The sequence below is a fragment of the Jeotgalicoccus psychrophilus DSM 19085 genome, assembly GCF_000425845.1.
In the GTDB taxonomy this organism is placed as follows: Bacteria; Bacillota; Bacilli; order Staphylococcales; family Salinicoccaceae; genus Jeotgalicoccus; species Jeotgalicoccus psychrophilus.
This window is the reverse complement of record NZ_AUEF01000001.1, coordinates 178,252-199,813: the sequence shown is the minus strand read 5'-3', so window position 1 is coordinate 199,813 and position 21,562 is coordinate 178,252. Positions and strand designations below refer to the sequence as shown.

The 21,562-nt window shown below is 41.6% G+C and carries 20 protein-coding genes; 17 read left to right on the top strand and 3 right to left on the bottom strand.

The window, feature by feature from the left end; translation table 11 throughout:
* Positions 1-35 precede the first annotated feature (35 nt).
* A complete protein-coding gene (locus tag H625_RS0101070) occupies positions 36-1,721 on the bottom strand; it encodes an ABC1 kinase family protein (RefSeq protein WP_026858227.1) in 1,686 nt (561 codons plus the stop codon).
* 75 nt (positions 1,722-1,796) lie between these two features.
* Positions 1,797-3,149 carry an aspartate kinase gene (locus H625_RS0101065; RefSeq protein WP_026858226.1) on the bottom strand — a complete coding sequence of 451 codons (1,353 nt, stop codon included), beginning with the start codon at positions 3,147-3,149 and terminating at the stop codon, positions 1,797-1,799.
* A gap of 144 nt (positions 3,150-3,293) precedes the next feature.
* Here H625_RS0101065 and H625_RS0101060 point away from each other — a divergent pair, with 144 nt between their 5' ends.
* From H625_RS0101060 to H625_RS0101045, 4 genes are read left to right on the top strand one after another with little or no spacing between them, the layout of a single operon-like run.
* Entirely contained in the window at positions 3,294-4,502 is a 1,209-nt protein-coding gene (locus tag H625_RS0101060) for a homoserine dehydrogenase (RefSeq protein WP_026858225.1), read from the top strand.
* 2 nt (positions 4,503-4,504) lie between these two features.
* Complete coding sequence (gene thrC / locus H625_RS0101055; RefSeq protein ID WP_026858224.1) at positions 4,505-5,566, top strand: threonine synthase; 1,062 nt, start codon at positions 4,505-4,507, stop codon at positions 5,564-5,566.
* Between the two features lies 1 nt (position 5,567).
* A complete protein-coding gene (gene thrB / locus H625_RS0101050) occupies positions 5,568-6,446 on the top strand; it encodes a homoserine kinase (RefSeq protein WP_026858223.1) in 879 nt (292 codons plus the stop codon).
* A gap of 59 nt (positions 6,447-6,505) precedes the next feature.
* Positions 6,506-6,943, top strand: a complete 438-nt coding sequence (locus H625_RS0101045; protein WP_026858222.1) for a DUF2188 domain-containing protein — start codon at positions 6,506-6,508, stop codon at positions 6,941-6,943.
* A gap of 420 nt (positions 6,944-7,363) precedes the next feature.
* Here the strand turns inward: H625_RS0101045 and H625_RS0101040 are convergent, their stop codons facing one another.
* Positions 7,364-8,371 (bottom strand): LLM class flavin-dependent oxidoreductase, encoded by a 1,008-nt coding sequence (locus tag H625_RS0101040; protein ID WP_026858221.1) that lies wholly within the window; start codon positions 8,369-8,371, stop codon positions 7,364-7,366.
* 126 nt (positions 8,372-8,497) lie between these two features.
* On the opposite strand from H625_RS0101040, the gene H625_RS0101035 reads away from it, so the two are divergent.
* The 13 genes from H625_RS0101035 to H625_RS0100975 all read left to right on the top strand — a co-directional run bounded on the left by H625_RS0101035 (position 8,498) and on the right by H625_RS0100975 (position 21,449).
* Positions 8,498-9,631 (top strand): cysteine desulfurase family protein, encoded by a 1,134-nt coding sequence (locus tag H625_RS0101035; protein WP_026858220.1) that lies wholly within the window; start codon positions 8,498-8,500, stop codon positions 9,629-9,631.
* Between the two features lie 29 nt (positions 9,632-9,660).
* Positions 9,661-10,764, top strand: coding sequence for a tRNA 2-thiouridine(34) synthase MnmA (gene mnmA, locus H625_RS0101030; protein ID WP_026858219.1), 1,104 nt, complete (start codon positions 9,661-9,663; stop codon positions 10,762-10,764).
* Positions 10,764-11,408: a tetratricopeptide repeat protein gene (locus H625_RS0101025; RefSeq protein WP_026858218.1), complete on the top strand. Its 645-nt coding sequence runs from the start codon at positions 10,764-10,766 to the stop codon at positions 11,406-11,408. Before mnmA ends, H625_RS0101025 begins: the two co-directional genes overlap by 1 nt.
* 6 nt (positions 11,409-11,414) lie before the next feature.
* Positions 11,415-13,778 carry an SF1B family DNA helicase RecD2 gene (gene recD2, locus H625_RS0101020; RefSeq protein WP_035784890.1) on the top strand — a complete coding sequence of 788 codons (2,364 nt, stop codon included), beginning with the start codon at positions 11,415-11,417 and terminating at the stop codon, positions 13,776-13,778.
* Positions 13,779-14,028: 250 nt separating this feature from the next.
* Entirely contained in the window at positions 14,029-16,659 is a 2,631-nt protein-coding gene (gene alaS, locus H625_RS0101015) for an alanine--tRNA ligase (protein WP_026858216.1), read from the top strand.
* Between the two features lie 58 nt (positions 16,660-16,717).
* On the top strand, positions 16,718-16,981 hold the full coding sequence (locus tag H625_RS0101010; RefSeq protein WP_026858215.1) for an IreB family regulatory phosphoprotein: 264 nt from the start codon (positions 16,718-16,720) through the stop codon (positions 16,979-16,981).
* Entirely contained in the window at positions 16,974-17,405 is a 432-nt protein-coding gene (gene ruvX / locus H625_RS0101005) for a Holliday junction resolvase RuvX (protein ID WP_026858214.1), read from the top strand. The genes H625_RS0101010 and ruvX overlap by 8 nt, the downstream gene beginning before the upstream one ends.
* Before the next feature lie 2 nt (positions 17,406-17,407).
* A complete protein-coding gene (locus H625_RS0101000) occupies positions 17,408-17,713 on the top strand; it encodes a DUF1292 domain-containing protein (protein ID WP_026858213.1) in 306 nt (101 codons plus the stop codon).
* A 57-nt stretch (positions 17,714-17,770) separates the two neighbouring features.
* Positions 17,771-18,898, top strand: coding sequence for an endolytic transglycosylase MltG (gene mltG / locus H625_RS0100995; RefSeq protein WP_026858212.1), 1,128 nt, complete (start codon positions 17,771-17,773; stop codon positions 18,896-18,898).
* Positions 18,899-19,000: 102 nt separating this feature from the next.
* Entirely contained in the window at positions 19,001-19,609 is a 609-nt protein-coding gene (locus H625_RS0100990) for an O-methyltransferase (protein WP_026858211.1), read from the top strand.
* A gap of 14 nt (positions 19,610-19,623) precedes the next feature.
* Positions 19,624-20,244: a uridine kinase gene (gene udk, locus H625_RS0100985; protein ID WP_026858210.1), complete on the top strand. Its 621-nt coding sequence runs from the start codon at positions 19,624-19,626 to the stop codon at positions 20,242-20,244.
* Between the two features lie 37 nt (positions 20,245-20,281).
* The gene (gene greA, locus H625_RS0100980; protein ID WP_026858209.1) at positions 20,282-20,755 is read left to right on the top strand and encodes a transcription elongation factor GreA; all 474 of its coding nucleotides are present in this window, start codon (positions 20,282-20,284) and stop codon (positions 20,753-20,755) included.
* Complete coding sequence (locus H625_RS0100975; protein ID WP_026858208.1) at positions 20,748-21,449, top strand: 5'-methylthioadenosine/adenosylhomocysteine nucleosidase; 702 nt, start codon at positions 20,748-20,750, stop codon at positions 21,447-21,449. Before greA ends, H625_RS0100975 begins: the two co-directional genes overlap by 8 nt.
* Positions 21,450-21,562: the final 113 nt, after the last annotated feature.

Sequence of the window (21,562 nt, the reverse complement as noted above, 5' to 3'; positions counted from 1 at the left end):
ACCTGACTCGTATACGAGCAAGTGCGATTTTTAATTTAAAACCGTCCGGATTTAACGATAGACCATAACAGCCATGCGAACATACCCATAGCAAATATCGCGGCGATTTCTATAATCGGAATTCTGAAGATGATACTGCCTTCACCGAGTATTGCCGAACCGACAATTAAACCGACCATAATTATACTGAAGGCGAGGAGCACGATACTGAACGACAGTCTGTTAATGACTCTGTCGAGGTGTTTGGAAAACTGAGAACGGCCTTTAACATCGATTTCTATCGGCAGGTTCTGGTTTTTTAATCCTTTTGAGAAAGTGTGAACATTTTCTGTCACTTCTCTTAATTCACTGGCAAGCTGCTGTACCTCATCGATTTGGAAGTTTATCAGATTTTTCGGATTGTAGCGTTCCAGGAGCAGTGCTTTACCGAATGGTTCGGCAACATCCATAATACTGAAATCAGGGTCCAGCTGACTGACAACACTTTCCAGTGTTAACAATGTTTTCGCCAGTATAGTAAAGTCCTGCGGCAGTTTAATTTTATACTTATTGGAAATACCGAATAAGTCATTCACTGCATCGCTGAAATTGAGTTTTGCCAGCGGCACATCGTAATACTTATCGCGCATAATTTCTGCTTCGCGGTTTAAGTCGCGCATCGATACATCACCGGGAACAACACCCATTTTAACGATGGCTTTGACAACGCCGGAGGAGTCTTTTCGCATCAGTGATATGAGCAGGGAACCGAAGTTGCTTTTCAAATCGCTGGTCAGCCTGCCAATCATACCGAAGTCTAAAAAGACGAGCGTGCCGTCTTCTAAAACACTCACGTTCCCGGGGTGCGGGTCACCGTGGAAATATCCCTCTTCAAAAATCTGCTGGAATATTGCTTTTGCCAGAGTATCTGCAAGTTCACTCCTGTTAATATTCATCTCATCAAGCTTGTCAAAGTGATTTACAGGTATACCTTTAATGAAATCCATCGCCATGACATTTTTTGTAGAATATTCCCAGTATATTTCAGGGATTTTTATATTGGCGTCATTTTTGTGAGTTTTCCCTATACGTTCAACATTACGTGCTTCGATTGTATAGTCGAGCTCATTAATCAGCGCATCGGAAAATTCTTCAATCATGTCGGTCACCTGATAGTTACGTGCCCATTCCAGATTGGATTCAGCAAGCACCGCCAGATGACGGAGTATTTCAAGATCTGTACGGACAGTTTTTTCAATGTTTGGACGCTGAACTTTTACAGCTACATCCTCGCCGGTGTGCAGCATTGCACGGTGAACCTGCCCAATTGACGCTGAACCGACAGGCTCATCATCAAATATCATAAAGAGCTTATCAATCGGTGCTTCGAGTGATTCCTCAATTAATCTGCGTGCTTCAGCTGCCGGGAAGGGTGCCACATGGCTTTGAAGCTTTTCCAGTTCTTTAATTAAGTCAGGCGGAAGCAGATCGGCTCTCGTTGAGGCAATCTGTCCGAGTTTAATAAATGTCGTGCCCATCTCTTCGATAAAGATGCGAATTCTTTCTGCATACGTTTTCTCGAGAACGTCATTATTCTGCTGGCGCATTAAAATACGCTTAGGCAGTGAAATCACACGGTCCAGGCCGATTTCTTCTATAAGGAAGCCGAGTCCGCTTTTTGAAAACTGCATTGCAATTTCGCGGTATCGGTTAATATAATTTACCCGTGTCTGAAGACTCATATGCCGGTCACTCCTAAAATTTAAATACTACTTTCCATTATAGATGTGCACGTATTTTAGTTAAAGGATAATCCCTTAGAAAAATTCCTTGAATAACGCTCTGATTGAAGGTTTGTGATGTTCAGTCTTAATAGCGAACATCATGCTGTACTCTGTAGAGCCCTGATTCATCATGCGAATGTTTACTTTTTCTGCTGCGAGAGCAGCCGTAACGCGGCTGACAATACCAATCTGGCGTGCCATACCAAGTCCGACGATAAAGAGCAGACTCAAATCTTCTTCAACTTCAATCCATTCAGGTTCAAGCTGCAGATTTATTTCCTCTATGATTTTATCGAGTGAGTTATTATTTTCAAACTGATTCGAGCGCATGATAATAGAAATATCATCGATACCTGAAGGCATATGCTCATAAGAAATCTGATAGTCTTCAAGAATCTGCAGGATACGGCGTGTAAAACCAATTTCTTTATTCAGTAAATATTTGTGCAGTGAGATTGAAGTAAATCCTTCATCACAGCTGAAACCGATAACTGGAATATCCGGATCAAGCGTGCGCTCCGGAACAATTTTTGTGCCTTCGATATGGGGTTCATTCGTATTGCGGATCATTACCGGGATTTTTTCCTGATACAGCGGCTCAAGGGCCTCATCGTGGAAAATACCGAAACCGGCATATGCCAGTTCACGCATTTCTCGGTAAGTAATCTCTTCGATTTTATACGGATTATCGATAATACCGGGGTGAGCTGCGTAAATGTGTGACTCATCCGTATAGTTTTCGTAAATATCCGCACCGATGCCGCGTGCAATAATTGCCCCAGTAATATCGGAGCCGCCGCGTGCAAAGGTCACGATATTGCCGTTGTCTGCGATGCCGTAAAAGCCCGGGATAATAAGGACGTCTTCCGGGTAGTCTTTTAATTTATTAATATCATCGTATGACGCCGGAATTAAACGAGCATTTGCCGGTGTGTTTGTCACTTTAATACCAGCTTCTTCAGGCGATACGTACTTCGCACGGATGCCAAGCGAATTTAAGTATGCAGTAATCAGACGGGCATTGAAATCTTCACCACGCGATTTCAGCGCATCGAGCAGTACAGCGTTATCATCAATTGTATTTAAGTAATCCGATAAAATACGCTCGAAATCATCGAGCAGCGACGGATCGATTGATAATTCTTCATTAATTGATTTATACCGTTTTAATATTTCTTTTAAAGCGTCATCGGTATCAATACCCGCAACTTTATTTGTGTACAGTGCGATAAGCATGTCGGTCACTTTAACATCATCATCGTGACGTTTACCGGGTGCGCTGACAACAATTGTTTTAATATCTTTATCGTTTTGAACTATGGATGCGACTTTCTTTATTTGACTTGCATTAGATAGGGAACTTCCACCAAATTTAGCTACTTTCATAATTAACACCTTTTTTTTATTAGTTTAGCTGATTATATTACATGAAAAGATTAGAAAAGTGTAGAGTTTTCTGAATAATCACTTGAGTTTTTTTACGAACCGCTCTAATATGAGTATTTATACTAATTAATATTGGAGGTCACTATGGATAAGAAAATTGCTTTACTCGGCATGGGCACCGTGGGCAGCGGTGTCGTTAATTTAATACGAGAAAACGAAGATTTGATACATTCATCGACAGGGGTGAGCTTTAAAATTACCCATGTTCTGGTTACGGATACGACGAAAACCAGAACTGCTGATGTGTCAGGGATTCGGGTGACCGATGATATTACCGAAATTCAAAATGCAGATATTGATCTTGCTGTCGAAGTAATGGGCGGTATTGACAGCACGAAAGATATTATTAATAAATTTTTAGAAAAAGGAATAACGGTAGTAACTGCGAACAAAGATATGCTCGCTGTGCATATAGATGAGCTTGAGAAGTCGGCTGCACAAAATAATACGGCTTTATATTATGAAGCGGCAGTAGCGGGGGGTATTCCGATTATTCATACGATTCAGCACAGTTTAAATGCTAATAAGATTTCAAAGGTTATGGGTATTTTAAACGGTACGACAAACTATATTTTATCGAAGATGGCATTTGACGGCTGGAACTACGATGATGCATTGAAAGATGCACAGGCCATCGGCTATGCTGAAGCGGATCCGACGGCTGACGTTGAAGGTATTGATGCCGCACGTAAAACACTGCTTCTTGCACGTCTCGCATTCGATAAAAAATTTACGCTCGATCAGGTGAAATTAAACGGTATTTCCACTGTGGATATAAAAGATATTGAGCTTGCAAAAAGTGCTGGTTTAACATTAAAGCTGCTCGGTGTCGCTGAAGATATCGAGGGCAAATACAATCTTGCAGTTGAACCGATATTCGTTGAAACAACACATCAGCTGGCGAATGTGCACTATGAAAAAAATGCTGTGTTCGTTAACGGCAACATGATCGGCGAAGCAATGTTCTACGGCCCCGGTGCAGGCAGCTATGAGACTGCTTCAGCTGTAGTCAGTGACATGATTAACAGTGCTGTGATTCAAACGGCAGCGAAAAATGTACCTGAAGAAAATGGTTTGCTGTCTGAAGAACTTCCAGACAGCGCGTATTATTTAAGATTTAACGAATCTTTACATGATGTTCAAGCGTTTTTATCATCGCTTGATGTGCAATTTGATATTATTGATACACAGGAAGTTACATTAAGAACAGTTAAAATGAGCGGAACAGTATTACAAAAAATTAAAGATGCATTTGCAGTTGAAGCAGTGTATAAAATAAATGGAGCTGAATAATAATGACGTGGCAAGGTGTCTTAAAAGAATATAAAGAATATTTACCTGTAACAGAAAACACACCGGAACTGACTTTGTATGAAGGAAATACTCCATTGATTAAACTTGAAAAGATTTCTCTGCAGCTCGGTATTGAACTGCATGCCAAGTTCGAAGGTTTAAATCCGACAGGTTCATTTAAAGACCGCGGCATGGTGCTCGCAGTCGCTAAAGCGAAGGAGAACGGTGCACATACTGTAATCTGTGCGTCCACTGGCAATACTTCTGCAGCAGCTTCTGCCTATGCAGCACGCGCAGGTTTAAACTCAATCGTTGTGCTGCCTGAAGGGAAAGTGGCTCTCGGCAAAGTAACGCAGGCGATGATGTCTGGTGCGAAAACAGTAACGATTGAAGGAAACTTTGATGATGCATTAAAAATTGTGCGCAAAATTTCTGATGACAACGAAGGCATCGAACTCGTTAACTCGTTAAATCCATACCGTATCGAATGCCAGAAAACAGCTTCATTTGAAGTCGTTGATGCTTTAGGAAAAGCGCCGGACTATTTATGTATTCCTGTCGGCAATGCTGCAAATATTGCAGCTTACTGGAAAGGATTTAAAGAATATAATGAGAAAAAAGGGTCATCGCTGCCGAAAATGTACGGTTTTGAAGCAGAAGGCTCAGCAGCAATCGTGCAAGATAAAGTTATCGAAAATCCTGAAACTGTCGGCACTGCAATTCGTATCGGCAATCCGGCCAGCTGGGATAAAGCAGTAGCGGCACGCGATGAGTCAGGCGGTAAAATTGATTCTGTGACTGATGAAGAAATCCTCTCTGCATATAAACTGGTCGCATCAACAGAAGGCGTATTCTGTGAACCAGGTTCAGCTGCCTCACTTGCAGGTGTCATTAAATCAGTTGAAAACGGGAGTATTGAAAAAGGCTCGACAGTCGTTACTGTATTGACAGGCAACGGTTTGAAAGATCCGGATACAGCGATGGAAGTTGCACTGGATCAGCCTAAGAAATTACCGCTGGATGAAGAAATTATCGTTGAATATATTGAAAGTTTAGAACAGTAAAATGGCTGATTTATCGTTAAAAATACCGGCGTCGAGTGCAAACCTCGGACTCGGATTTGACTCAATCGGTGTCGCTGTTAATAAATTTCTGTATATCGAAGCAAATATTTCAGACGAATTTAAAGTATCATTTAAAGACTTCGCATTATCAGTGCTGCCGTCAGATGAGACAAACTTAGTCTTTACAACTGCACAAAATATTGCAAAAAAATACGGCAGGGAACTGCCGGCGCTGCATATTGAAATGCAGAGTGAGATTCCTTTATCGCACGGCCTCGGGTCGTCATCCAGTGCCATCGTTGCGGGCATTGAAATCGCCGACCACTTTTTAGAACTAAATTTATCCGAGTACGATAAAGTGCTTATCGGCTGTGAAATCGAAGGCCATCCTGATAACATCGGTCCGTGTATTACAGGCGGCGCATTCGTCGGCTATTACCAGCAGGGCGAGTTGTTTTACTATCATCTAATTCTGGATAATCTCGGCTTAATTGTCAGCGTCCCTGAATATGAAATTAATACAGAAGACGCGAGAGATGTGCTGCCGAATGCTTATACGAGAAATGAAGCAGTCGCGCAAAATGCACTTGCGAACGTGATGATTCTGGCACTGCATAATAAAGATTACAAACTGATGGGCGAGCTGATGATGAAAGACAGCTTCCATGAGCCGTACCGTCAGCCGTTAATTAAAGAATTCGATGACATTAAAGCTGCGGCGCTCGGTTCAGGCGCACTCGCTACAGTGATCAGCGGGGCAGGACCGACAGTACTGACACTGGCTGAGGAAGATACGCTTAATACAGTACTTAAAAATCTGCAGTCTGTCGAAGACGTTCACCATGAAATTGTAAGCGTGTATACGAAGTCGGGCGTTTAAGAAACAGTTAAAAGGGAAAACTGGTAAGAGTTAACTATGTTATAAAAAGGACTGATACCATGGCTTGGAATATGCAGGACTATCCCGATTCACTGAAGAACTTTGATGCTCTACAGCGCAAAAAGATTATCGATATTGCGAATGCTCTTCTGGACAGCGGCTACAGTGAAGACCGCGCAATTCCGATTGCAACGTCTGAAGGTAAAGACTGGTACGAAAACGCATCTGACAAAGAACTGAAAGAATTTGACGAAGAACCCAATCCGTCGAAAAACGATACACACGATACCGACAGTTCCAATCCGGATCTGCTGGATGAAGACGTTGTCGTCTCGTATGACAGCGAAGCTGGTGAATGGACAGTGAAATCCGTTAAAGCAGAGCGCGCAGCCGGCACTTATAAATATAAGACCGAAGCTGTGGAGCGCGCTCGTGAGATTGCAGAGAATAAAGATTCTAACGTCGTGACGTATACAAAAGACGGTAAAAAAGAATAGCTTCAATTGTAAGGGCTGATAATCAGCCCTTTTTATTTTGTTTGATATGGGGTGTAGTACTTTAAGAGTTGCTGGAGTACGACGGCGAACCGGTGTAGTACTTTAAGAGTTGCTGGAGTACGACGGCGAACTGGTGTTGTACTTTAAAAGTTGCTGGAGTACGACGGTGAACGGGTGTTGTACTTTAAAAGGTGCTGGAGTACGACGGTGAACGGGTGTAGTACTTTAAGAGTTGCTGGAGTACGACGGCGAACGGGTGTAGTACTTTAAGAGTTGCTGGAGTACGACGGCGACCCGGTGTTGTACTTTAAGAGTTGCTGGAGTACGACGGCGACCCGGTGTAGTACTCCAAACAAAACCACCAGCAAAAAAACAGCAGAACCGTCTTCAAAAGGACGACTCTGCTGTCAAATTTAAACCTTATTCAATTTCCGCGTTATATTCCTTAACGGCTTCTTCGAATATGTCATATGATTTCAATAACTGATCGACATCATAAATATATGCTGCTGCGATAATTTCATCAACATTGAATTCTTGCTGGAAGTCTTTAAGCTGCTGCAGAGCATCTTCTTTCGTCCCGAAGAACTGCAGCGGGAATTGTGTGTTGATTGTGTGTTCTTCACGCGGTGACCAGATGCCGTCCATTGAGTCGACCGGGGGCTGAAGCAGCTGACGGGAACTTCTGAACATGCCGAGTATATTCTGGTAGTGTGTTGTTGCCAAATACTCAGCCTGAACATTAGTATCCGCTAAGATCACATTATTAGAAACCATTTTATACGGCTCAGACAGTTGTTTGCTCGGTTTAAAGTTGTTTTCATAAATTGTAAATGCATCTTTCATCTGTGCCGGTGCAAAGTGTGCTGCGAATGCATAAGGCAGACCGAGGCTCGCTGCGATATGTGCAGAATCCGTAGATGAACCGAGTACATAAATTGGAATGTTTGTATTCTTGCCGGGATAGGCAACAAGGGATGTGCCTGAGTTCGATAAATATCTCTGCAGCTCTTCAATTTCATCTTTAAATGAAAATACACCGTCATGATTGTTGCGGCGGATGGCATTTGCTGTCAGCATATCCGTTCCTGGTGCACGTCCAAGACCTAAATCCAGACGGTCGCCGAATATGGCGTGCAGCGTACCGAATTCTTCAGCTACAATATATGGTGAATGGTTTGGCAGCATGACCCCGCCGCTCCCGACGCGGAGATGTTCAGTGTTCTGAAGAATATGCTGAATCAGCTGGCGCGTTGCACTCGATGCGATGGATATCATATTGTGGTGTTCAGATATCCAGTAGCGCTGGTAACTTGAGCCGTCTACATGTTTAGCGAGCTTTATCATATCTTCAAATGCACCTGTTGCATTTGAGCCTTCGCGGACAGGTACTAAATTAAGTACTGAAATATTTATTTTCTTTGTCATCCTGAAACCTCCAACTAAATTATCTATCATATAGTATTCTCTTATAACCAAACAGAAAAGTATAAATATCTGCTTGAACGTGGTAAAATCTATAAGAATTAAATGTAGATGATGGGTAGGGATAACATGTCAATTTATGTGGATTATGCAGCCACGACTCCTATAGATAAAGAAATTTTAAAAAGTATGCTCGATAACGCGGATAAATTCGGCAATCCGTCAAGCATTCACCGTATCGGCAAAGAAGCTAAGGCATTTTACGAAACGTCGCGTAAAAATGTTGCACAAGAGCTTGGTGCCAAGCCAGATGAAATAGTATTCACAGGCAGTGCTACTGAAGCGAATAATATGGTCATCCGCGGTATTACAAGTTACTATGATAATCCGCATATTATTACGACAGCAGTTGAACATGCTTCTGTAAAAGAAACATACGCAGATGTGGAAAAGACTGCTGATGTGACTTATTTAAGCGTCGATGAAAATGGTCGAATTAATATCGATGAGCTGAGAAACGCACTGACAGAACAAACAAAACTTGTGTCGATTATTATGGTAAATAATGAAACAGGCACAATTCAGCCGATGGCAGAAATCAGTGAAGCGGTAAAAGACAGCAATGCATTGCTGCACGTTGATGCAGTACAGGCATTTAAACAGCTGCCGGTAAATGTAAACACTCTGGACTGCGATTTTCTTACATTGAGCGGTCATAAGCTGCATGCACCAAAAGGCATCGGTGTTTTGTTTATAAAACGCAATACCCATCTGAACAGAATAATTACAGGCGGCTCGCAGGAGCGTGAACGGCGTGCAGGTACAGAAAATACATTATATGCACATGCGATGAGTTTAGCGATGCACAAAGCCAAAACGAGCCGTGAAGAAACTTCAGTTGTTCTTCAAGCATTAAAAGAAACATTGCTTACAGAGCTTCAGCAGCAGGAAGTACCGTTTAAAATTAACGGCAGTGCCCGGACACAGACGAACCATATCGTTAATTTGTATTTCCCCTGGAGCACATCCGAGTATCTGTTAACAGCGATGGATATGGCAGGAATATATGCTTCCGGCGGTTCAGCATGCAACGCCGGTACAGTACAGCCGTCTCATGTTATTGAAGCAATGTACGATGAAGACCGTGCGAGAAGTTCGATACGTTTCAGTTTCGGAGAACAATTAGCTGAGAAAGATATGAAATATATAGCAGCAAAACTAAAAGATATTTATACGGGTCTCGACTCGAATGGATTTATATAATTTTAAAGGATAAGAAAGGAAGTATTTTAATGACTAATAAAGACACGACTGTTGTTGTTGGAATGAGCGGAGGCGTCGATTCTTCAGTGACGGCTAAATTACTGCTCGAGCAGGGATACAACGTCGTCGGTATATTTATGAAAAACTGGGATGACACGGATGAATTTGGAGTATGTACAGCAACGGATGATTACGAAGATGTGAGACTCGTTGCGGAAGAAATCGGTATTCCTTATTATTCTGTAAACTTTGAAAAAGAATATCACGACCGTGTATTCCAGTATTTTCTTGATGAATATAAAAAAGGCCGCACCCCGAACCCGGATGTAATGTGTAACAAAGAAATTAAATTTAAAGCATTTTTAGATCACGCAATGAAACTCGGCGCAGACTATGTCGCAACGGGTCACTATGCGCGTGTGACACACGACGAAAATGGCGTACAGATGCTGCGCGGTGTGGATAACAACAAGGACCAGACATATTTCTTAAATCAGCTGACAACAGAACAGCTGTCGAAAGTAATGTTCCCGCTCGGCCACTTAGAAAAGCCTGAAGTCCGTAGACTGGCACATGAATACGATCTTGCAACGAAAGATAAAAAAGACTCTACCGGTATTTGCTTTATCGGCGAAAGAGACTTTAAAGAGTTCTTAAGCAGCTATCTGCCTGCAAATCCAGGACGCATGATAAATATGGAAACCGGCGAAGACAAGGGTAAACACGACGGTTTAATGTACTACACAATCGGCCAGCGTCAAGGGCTTGGTATCGGCGGAGACGGCGGACCGTATTTCGTAGCCGGCAAGAACCTTGAAACAAATGAATTATACGTTGTACAGGGAGATCACCACGAAGCACTGCTGTCAACTAGTCTGACAGCAAGTGAAGTGAACTTTATCAATCCTGTTGCTGAAGCCTTCGAATGTACTGCTAAATTTAGATACCGACAAAAAGATGTGCCTGTATCTGTTAAAGTCCTTGGAGACGATCTGATTGAAGTATCTTATGACAGTGCAAGCGCGGTGACTCCGGGTCAGGCTGTTGTGTTATACGACGGTGAGACAGTAATCGGCGGCGCAACAATCGATAAAGTATTCCGTAAGGAAGAAGCTCTGGAGTACCTTGCGTAATGTTTGATTATCAGAAGCATATTGAAGCAGGGGAACATGAAAAGGCACTGGAAATTATTTTTAAAACAATTGATGAGAATCCGAAAGATGAAACACACTATATTAATGGTGCGGTGGTGCTGAGTCAGATCGGTAAAATTGAGGAAGCGGAACGCTTTCTCCAGCAGGCCCTTGTACTGAAGCCTGAGAGTTTCAGTGCAGGCTACACGCTTGCCAATCTGTATTTTAACGCAGAACGTTATAAAGAAGCACTGACGCTTTATTTAAATGTCTATGATAAACATTATGAAGACAGTGATTTAAACTTTATGATTGCACGTTCATACGTCAATACCGGCGATTTTTTAATGAGTATTCCTTTTTTTGATACTGCTCATAAAAACGAACCGGAAGATATGGATATCAGTTTCGAATACGGCTTGACACTGTGCCAGCTTGAACAGTACGAACCGGCGCAGAAGCTGTTAACATTAGTCACAGAGAAAACAAATCACGCAGATGCCGAATATAATCTCGGTCTCGCGACGTATATGAAAGATGACGACATCGAAGCGGCCGAGAGGCACTTTAAGCGCGCAATTGATATTCAGGCTGACCATCACCTGGCACATCATGCATTGAAAAAATTTAAAGAGCTGGAGTAGATTATTATGACACCTGATGCACAGACATCTATATATGATGAACTTTATATTATCGGTGATGTGGACCGTGTAATCTTCATGAGTGAAGATACGCGCTTTCACGTGCTGCGTGTCAACGTGACGAAAACGAATACTCAATTTAAAGAGGATGCGATTGTCACCGGTCATTTTCACGATATCGAGGAAACCGAAAGCTATAAATTCACAGGCAAAGTAACGATGCACGCACGCTTTGGCGAGCAGTTCAGTGCTACTGAATTTAAAAAGGAAATACCGAATACCAGCCACGGGCTGGTCCAGTATTTCTCAAGCGATAAATTCCCCGGTATCGGGACAAAGACCGCAGAAAAAATAGTCGAAGCACTCGGGCTGGATGCATTGAGTAAGATTGCTAAAGACGACAATGCTCTAAATGAAGTAAGAGGATTAACAAAGACAAAAAAACTGCAGATTACAGAAACAGTCCGCAGTTCAAATGTAGCTGATGAAGCTTATTTAATCATGATTAAATTAAACATTGAGCCGTCAAAACGCTCAAAAATTATCGATACATATAAAGAAGACACATTAAACGTGCTGCAGAATCACCCGTATCAGCTCGTTAGTGATATTTTTGGAATCGGTTTTAAAAAAGCTGATCAGATTGCTATCAATGCAGGTATTGCACCAAGTGATCCAGAACGTCTCGTCGCCGGAGTGATGTATACGCTGAGCGATGAAATTACGAGCATTGGTCATACGTATATTATGCATGATGAGCTTGAGGAGAAAACGCTTGAACGTCTGAATACAGGCGATATGTATTTCAGAAGTGAAGACGTAGCAGTCGCTGTGGAGCAGCTCGCACTGAATAAAAAGCTGATTATTACCGAAAACCGGGTTACGCTGCCTAATATTTATTATTCAGAACACAAAGCAGCTGAGAAACTCAGTCATACTCTCCGTGATAATCATGATGAAATTGATTTGGATACTGCTAAAGATGTAGTAAAAGATATTGAAAAGACACTGTCGATTGATTACAACGATAATCAGCGGGCTGCAATTTTAAACGCCTTAACTGAAAAAGTATCGATTATTACCGGTGGTCCAGGGACTGGAAAGACGACGATTGTTAAAGGGATTATTACTTTATATCAGGAAATTTTTGAATATGAAGACTACGATTCTTACGAATCGAAAAATTACCCGATTAAACTCGTGGCGCCGACCGGCAGAGCATCGAAACGGATGGCAGATACATCCGGCATTGAAGCAAGTACGATTCACAGATTAATCGGCTGGGGCCAGGATACGGCTGTCGACGATATAATCGATAATGAAATTGAAGCCGAACTGATCATCGTCGATGAAATGTCGATGGTGGATACGTGGCTGTTTTATCAGTTTATGCAAAACGTTATGCCGCACACGAAACTCGTATTTGTCGGTGACAGTGCTCAGCTGCCGTCAGTCGGCCCTGGAACGGTGTTTAAAGATTTAATCGGTTCAGACACTATCAAAACAACAATTCTTGATACAGTATACCGTCAGGGTGAAGGGTCATCGATTGTTAAACTGGCTTATGATATCGACAAAGGCGTACCGATGAATATCAGCGATAAATTTAAAGACAGACTGTTTATTCCTGCAGCTGCGAATCAGATTGCAGAGGTCGTCGATACAGTAGTATCAAAAGCCGTTAAAAAAGGCTATGACATGCGGGATATTCAAGTGCTGGCGCCGATTTACAGAGGCCCGGCAGGAATTAACACATTAAATCAGCTGCTGCAGCGTATTTTAAATCCTGAAGCAGAAGACAAAAGTGAACTTGAATTTGGAGATAAAGTATACAGGACTGGCGACAAAGTTATTCAGCTGATTAACCGGACAGAAGATAATATCTTTAACGGAGACTCAGGCATTATCGACGGCATTTATTTTAAAGATAAAGATGACGTTGATAAAGATACACTTGTCGTCGACTACGACAATACTAAAATTGCATATGAACGCAGTGACTTAACAGAACTGTCGCACGCATACTGTACGAGTATTCATAAAGCGCAGGGGAGCGAGTATCCGATAGTGATTATGCCTATCGTGTCGAGCTATTACCATATGCTGATGAAGAATATTATATATACGGGAATTACACGGGCAAAAGAATCTTTAATTCTGTGCGGCGATGCCAATGCATTTTACGGGGCAATTAAACGTGAAGGTATTCCGAGGAATACGATGCTGCAGCAGTTCTTGCAGAAATACTGCAAAGTATACGAAAAAGAACCGTCAGAACTGCCTGAGTATTTAACCGAAGAAATGGTTGAAAACCTGACTGTCGATCCGATGATTGGCATGGAAAGTGTCACACCCTATGAATTTGTTTGACACTAATTGATTAAAAAATTATAATTGCAATTAATAAAAGCTGAAATTTTGAATGTGCGGTAATTAATTTTAGAGACATTGTGGCTGGTGAAAACAATGATAATCCGTATATGTGCTGTTTTTCAGTCAGTTTAAAACAAGCTAAAGTGATGACTTAGTCATAATTTGGGTGGTACCGCGGTAACAATCGTCCCTTTTCTTAAGGGGCGGTTTTTTTGTATTCTTTTATAAAATTACAGGAGTGATAACGATGAAAAAATTAACAGGCAATGAAGTACGTCAGATGTTTTTAGATTATTTTAAAGCACACGACCATATGGTTGAACCCAGTGCTCCGCTCGTTCCAATCGATGATGATTCACTTCTTTGGATTAACTCGGGTGTTGCTACACTGAAGAAATATTTTGACGGGCGTGTAGTACCAAAGAATCCGCGTATTGTTAATGCGCAAAAAGCAATCCGTACTAACGATATTGAAAATGTTGGTTTCACAGCACGGCACCATACGTTCTTTGAAATGCTCGGAAACTTTTCTATCGGCGACTACTTTAAAGAAGAAGCAATCGTCCGGGCCTGGGAGTTCCTGACACACGCTGACTGGATTGGATTTGATCCGGATTTACTGTACGTCACAGTACACCCCGAAGATACAGATGCATTAAATATTTGGAAGAATGTCATCGGTCTAGATGAATCGCGCATTATCCGCATCGAGGGCAACTTCTGGGATATCGGTGAAGGACCATGCGGACCGAACAGTGAAATATTTTATGACCGCGGTGCGCATTATGACACAGTAACACCGCTCGCGGAAATGTATCCGGGCGGGGAAAACGAACGTTATCTTGAAATCTGGAATCTGGTATTCAGTGAGTTTAACCATAATAAAGACGGCAGCTACACACCATTACCGAAACAAAATATTGATACGGGAATGGGCCTTGAGCGTATAGTGAGTGTAATTCAGGATGCTCAAACAAACTTTGATACAGATTTATTCGTACCAATCATTAAAGAAGTAGAAAGAGTCAGCGGACAGAAATACGGTCAATCTGATGAACTCGACACTGCATTTAAAGTGATTTCCGACCATATCAGAACTGTGACATTTGCAGTTGCTGACGGTGCACTGCCCTCAAACGAAGGGCGCGGCTATGTACTCCGCAGATTACTCCGCCGTGCAGTAAGATTCAGTAAAGACCTTAAAATTGAAAAAGCATTTATGTATAACCTTGTAGATGTTGTCGGCGATGTGATGGGCGGATTTTATCCGAACGTGAAAGAAAAAGCATCATTTATTAAAGATGTTGTAAAAGGTGAAGAAGACCGTTTCCTTGCGACGCTTGATGACGGCATTAAAATTTACCAGAATCTTCGTGACCATGCACTGTCAGGCGATAAAGTAATTGCCGGTAAAGATGCATTCAAACTCTATGACACATATGGTTTCCCATTTGAACTGACGGTTGAATATGCAGCGCTTGACGGACTGACTGTCGATAAAGCGGCTTTCAATGAAGAAATGACCGCTCAGAAACAGCGTGCAAGACAGGCGCGTAAAGCAGGAGACTCAATGCAGGTACAGTCGGAAACATTCCGCGGAATTACAGAACCGAGCATATTTACAGGTTACGACAATAAAACAGCAGAAAGCAGTCTGTTGTACATCGTTTCTAATGATAAAATCGTCACTGACTATAGAGGTGAAGAATCAGTAGAAGTAATCTTCGCTGAAACACCTTTCTACGCTGAAAGCGGCGGACAGATTGCTGATACAGGTACAATCTCAAATGCACACGGCAAAGCTGAAGTGGATTATGTTTATAAAGCGCCTAACGGACAAAACGTTCACGTTATCCGTGTTGTTGAAGGAACTTTAACAGCAAAAGAAACGTATAAGCTCGAAGTAAACAGCGAGAAACGCAATTTCGTCATGAAAAACCATACGGCAACTCACTTAATGCACCAGGCATTAAAAGATGTTATTGGTGAACATGCAAATCAGGCAGGATCACTCGTGCAGGCAGAGCGTCTTCGTTTTGACTTTTCGCACCTCGAATCGTTAAGCGAAGAACAGCTTGAAACAATTGAAAATATCGTTAATGAAAAAATATATGCAAGCTTAAATGTTTCAATAGAAGAAATGCCGATCGCACAAGCGAAAGAAAAAGGGGCTATGGCCTTGTTCGGCGAGAAGTACGGCGACGTAGTACGTGTCGTTGATATCGATCAATACTCTGTTGAGCTGTGCGGCGGTATTCACGTCAGAAACACTGCTGATATCGGCGTTTTTAAAATTGTTTCTGAGAGCGGAATCGGTGCTGGTATTAGACGCATCGAGGCTGTAACGAGCAAATATGCAATTGGAATTTACAAAGAGCATGAAACGACTGTTGAAAATATTGCGGCTACAGTTAAGTCGAAAGTCAGCAATGTTGAACATAAGGTTGCACAGCTGCTTGCTGAGAAAAAAGAACTGCAGGATGTTTACGATAAACTGAAAGCTGAACTTCAGCAGTCAAAACTGAATGATTTAAGCGATGCAACAGCACAAGTAAACGGTGTGACTGTCATTAGAAAAGAAGTTGAAGCTAAAGATGCTAAAGATCTCCGCGACCAGATGGACTTAATCAAATCGCAGAATCAGGATGCAATTGTAGCGCTTGCTGCAGTAACAGGCGATAAAGTATCACTCGTCGTTACTGTGCCGAAAGAATTAACAGGAAAAGTCCGTGCAGGGGATATCATGAAAGGTATGGCAAATATCGCCGGAGGCAAAGGCGGCGGAAGACCGGATATGGCCCAGGGCGGCGGAACAAATATCGAGAGTATAACAGCAGCATTACAGTTTGTTGACGAGTACATTAAAGATTTTCTTTAGCACAGTTAAGATGATATAATTAATAATAAATACAGAAGTAGGAATAGGAGTGCTTTTTGTGGACCAGTTCGATAAAACAATGAAGTTCAGTGTTGATGAACGTAAAGAAGAAAACGTAAAAGCAGTACTCACTAACGTTTATAACACATTGGAAGAACGCGGCTATAATCCTATTAATCAACTCGTCGGTTACCTTCAAAGCGGAGATCCAGCCTATATTCCGCGTCATAATGAAGCCCGCAATCAGATTCGCCACGTTGAACGTGATGAAATAATGGAAGTACTAGTTAATAACTACGTTTCCAAAGAGATAAATGGTTAGAATTTTAGGGCTTGATTTAGGTACAAAAACAATCGGTGTAGCTTTAAGCGATGCACTGGGATGGACAGCTCAAGGACTTACAACGCTTAAAATCAATACACATGCCGGGGATTACGGCATAGATCAGGTAGTCGAGATTGCAAAGGCTAACGAAGTCGATACAATTGTAGTCGGACTCCCGAAAAACATGAATAACTCAATCGGCGAAAGCGGGGAGCGATCCCAGTATTTCGTCAAATTACTTGCGCTTGAACTCACAGATGTTAAAATAACTCTGTGGGACGAGCGGCTGAGCACAGTTGCAGCTGAAAGATCTCTGCTGGAAGCAGATTTATCACGCAAGAAAAGAAAAGCGGTTATCGACAAGATGGCAGCAGTATTTATATTACAAGGGTACTTAGATAACCCGCACAAAGGAGCATAATTATGAGCGAAGAAAACACTGAATTTAACAAAGAAGAAGAACTGCTTACACTATATGATGAGGACGGTTCAGAAGTACTTTACCGCAAAATGCTGGAATTTTATCACCCGGATTTCGATAAAAACTACGTTATTTTAGCTGAAGAAGGAAATTTCAGCGATGACGAAGAAGACATAGAACTCATTCCGATGATTAATGTACCTGACGAAAATGGAGACGGCGGTAAATTCCTGCCTGTTGAGACTGATGACGAATGGGACATGATCGAAGAAGTAGTCAACACTCAGATGGATGACTACGACGAGTAAAATTATTTAAGCTTCCAATAACTTATTGGAAGCTATTTTTTCAGATAGGAGAACAATATGAGCAAATACGACGATGTTAAATTTTCTAAAAATGTTTCATCGTACCTTACTCTGTTCATCGTCCTGGCATTACTTATTGTTATTATTATCGGTATTATATCCGCCTTTTTATACATACGCGGCGGATTACAGCCAGTGGATGAAGATTCGACAGAAACAGTCGAACTGTCAATTGATCAGGGATACTCTGCCGGAGATATCGGAGATATTCTTGAAGAACAGGGCATCGTTAAAAATGGTACGATGTTTGAATTATATTTGCGTTTAAACAGTATTTCGAGTTATCAGGCAGGGACTTACCAAATGTCACCTGCAATGGACTTCGAACAGATTGCAAGAACACTTGAATCCGGTACAATATATCAGGAAGTGATGCACCGTGTAACAGTCCCGGAAGGCTACACACTGCAGGAAATATCTGCACAGCTTGAAAGCAACCTGCCTGTTTCAGCGGATGATTTCATGACCCTGATGGAGGACGAAGAATTCATTCAGGAGCTGATTGGTGAATACCCTGATATGCTGACGGATGAAATTTTAGCTGAGGATATTAAATATCCGCTTGAAGGTTATTTATATCCTGCAACATATGATATTACGACTGAAGAGCCTGATTTAAAACAGCTGGTTAGAAATATGCTGGATGCAACACAGCAGAACAGCTATAGTCTCTACACATCAATTCCTGAATACACTATCGATTACGAAGGCGAGCCGATAGACCTGACTTTCCATGAGTTCCTGACATTCTCATCTCTTATTGAAGAGGAAGCAACGTCACTCGCTGACAGATCGCGTATTGCAAGTGTATTTTTAAACCGTATGTCTGTGAATCCGGCAATGCCGCTGCAGACTGACCCGACAGTGCTGTATGCACTCGGCGAACATCAGGAAGTTGTCTTGTTTGAAGATCTGGAAGTTGAAGATCCGTATAACACTTATTTAAATGCCGGACTAACACCGGGGCCGATTGCATCACCTGGGCAGGAATCACTGCAAAGCACGATGAATCCGTCGGATACTAACTATTTCTATTTCCTTGCTGACAGTGAAGGTACGAATCACTTTGCAGAAACGTATGATGAGCATCTGGCAAACAGAGAAAAATATATAGATAACCAGTAATCGGCTCTTTTCAAAAAGTGCTAAATATGGTACTATCTTTTGTAATGGACGAACAACTGATAACTTTTGTTATCAGTTGTATTTTTTGTATATGGTGATTAGATGGAACTTATAAACTATGTAAGAGATTTGAATACGAACGAAGAATTGTTCCCTGCTATTCACAGGTACGCTATTGATAACCACGTACCAATAATAGACAGCGATGCACTGAATGTTGTAAAACAGTACATCGCAATTAAAGGTGTCAAAAATATTCTTGAAATCGGTACCGCTATAGGTTACAGTGCTCTGCATTTTGCGAGTGCGGCGGAAGGTGTTCATGTCACGACGATTGAAAAAGATGAAGCGAGCCATGATATTGCCAATCAGAATATTGAGGCGAGTGACTACAGTAATAATATTAAAACGATTTTAGCGGATGCCAAAGAAGCTGAACTTGGCAATGCTCAGTTTGATTTTCTTTTTATCGATGCTTCAAAAGGGAATAATCAGTTATTTTTTAATAAATATAAAGAATATTTAACTGAAGATGCTCTAGTTATTGTCGATAATATTTTTGTCCGCGGACTTATTGCCAATGACAATGTCGAAAATAAAAATAAGCGTAAACTGCGCGACAAAGTCAGAACGTTTAATCAGTCAATGAAAGACAGCGAGTATACGACTTCATTTTTAAATGTCGGCGACGGCTTGCTCGTAATTTACTAAGGGTGTGTAACAGAATGGAGAAACCGACAATTATCGGTATAGCCGGAGGTTCCGGTTCAGGTAAGACATCAGTGACGAGAAAGATTATGGAATCACTGAAAGGCCACAGTATTGTTTTAATCGAACAGGATTATTATTATAAGGATCAAAGTGATAAGACGATGGAAGAACGTCTCCAGACGAATTACGACCATCCATTCGCTTTTGATAACGATTTACTGATTGAACATATTAAGCAATTGATAAATCGTGACACGATAGATATTCCCACGTACGATTATGCAAATCATACAAGAAGCAGTGAAACAATCACTGTGGAGCCGAAAGAAGTTATTATTATCGAAGGTATTTTCGCCCTTGAAAATGACGAACTGAGAAATCTTATGGACGTAAAATTATATGTCGATACAGATTCTGACATTCGTATTTTACGCCGCTTAAGCAGAGATATTAAAGAACGCGGACGTTCGATGGATTCAGTTATTGAACAGTATTTATCAGTGGTGCGCCCAATGCATCTGCAGTTTATCGAGCCGACAAAGCGCTTCAGTGATATAATAATTCCGGAAGGCGGCGAAAATATGGTTGCGATAGATATTATTACAACCAAGATACGCACGCTGGTAAACGAATAAATTATTAAGAAGTAATTTAAATAACGGAGGATTTACGATGGAAAATAAAGAATACCCAATGACACAAGCTGGTTATGATCAGCTTCACGTAGATTTAGAAGAATACAAAACAGTTAGAAGACCTGATGTAGTAGAAAAAATTAAAGTTGCACGCAGTTTCGGAGACCTTTCAGAGAACTCTGAGTACGATGCAGCGAAAGACGAGCAGGGCTTCGTTGAGAAAGAAATTACGAAAATTGAAGAAATGATCAGACACGCTGTAATTATCGAAGACACAGGGGATAACAAAACTGTAGCACTTGGTAAAACAGTAACATTCAAAGAAATTCCGGACGGCGATGAAGAATCTTACCAGATTGTCGGAAGCGCAGAAGCCGATCCATTTGAAGGGAAAATTTCAAATGAATCTCCGATGGCTAAGTCACTGCTCGGTTCTAAACTTAAAGACGAAGTTAAAGTTTCTTTACCGAACGGCAGCGATATGAAAGTTAAGATTGTTAAAATTGACTAATTACACAATTGGCATCATTGGAGCTATGGAGCCGGAAGTTGAACTGTTAAAAAATGCAATGCTCGTGGAAAAAGAAGAAGGAATCGCACACACAACAGCATATAAAGGTACTTTAAACGGACAGAACATTGTACTCGTTCAATCCGGTATCGGTAAAGTGAATGCAAGTATTATTACAGCACTTCTTCTTGAGCGTTACGATATCGATTACGTGATTAACACCGGCGTTGCGGGGGCGATGGGTGAAAACCTTAAGGTAACTGATATGGTGGTGTCGACTGAAGTGCTGCATCACGATGTCGATGCAACTAACTTCGGCTACAGCTACGGCCAGGTGCCTGGTATGCCGGCAGTATATACAAGTGACGACATGCTTGTCAGACAATCACTTGCAGCGCTGTCCTTAAACGATGAAGTTAACGGCAGCAGCGGTCTCGTTGTGAGCGGTGATTCATTTATCGACAGCGATGCTAAAAAAGAGCATATTCTAGGGAACTTCCAGGATGCAATGTGTGTCGATATGGAGTCGGCGAGTATTGCACAGACATGCTGGCAATTTAACACGCCATTTGTCATTATCCGTTCAATGAGCGACTCGGCAAATGAATCAGCAGACATGAATTATGAAGAATTTTTAGCGAAAGCTTGTGTTCATTCGTCTGAAGTTGTAAAATCATTATTAAGAGTACTGTGATGTGGAGGTTACTATGTTATTTTTAATGATCCTTTCAATTGTAATAACGGTTGTCATCGGTTTCGTTGTATTTACGGAAACTGACACAGAAGATCCTGAAATAATCGAGTAAA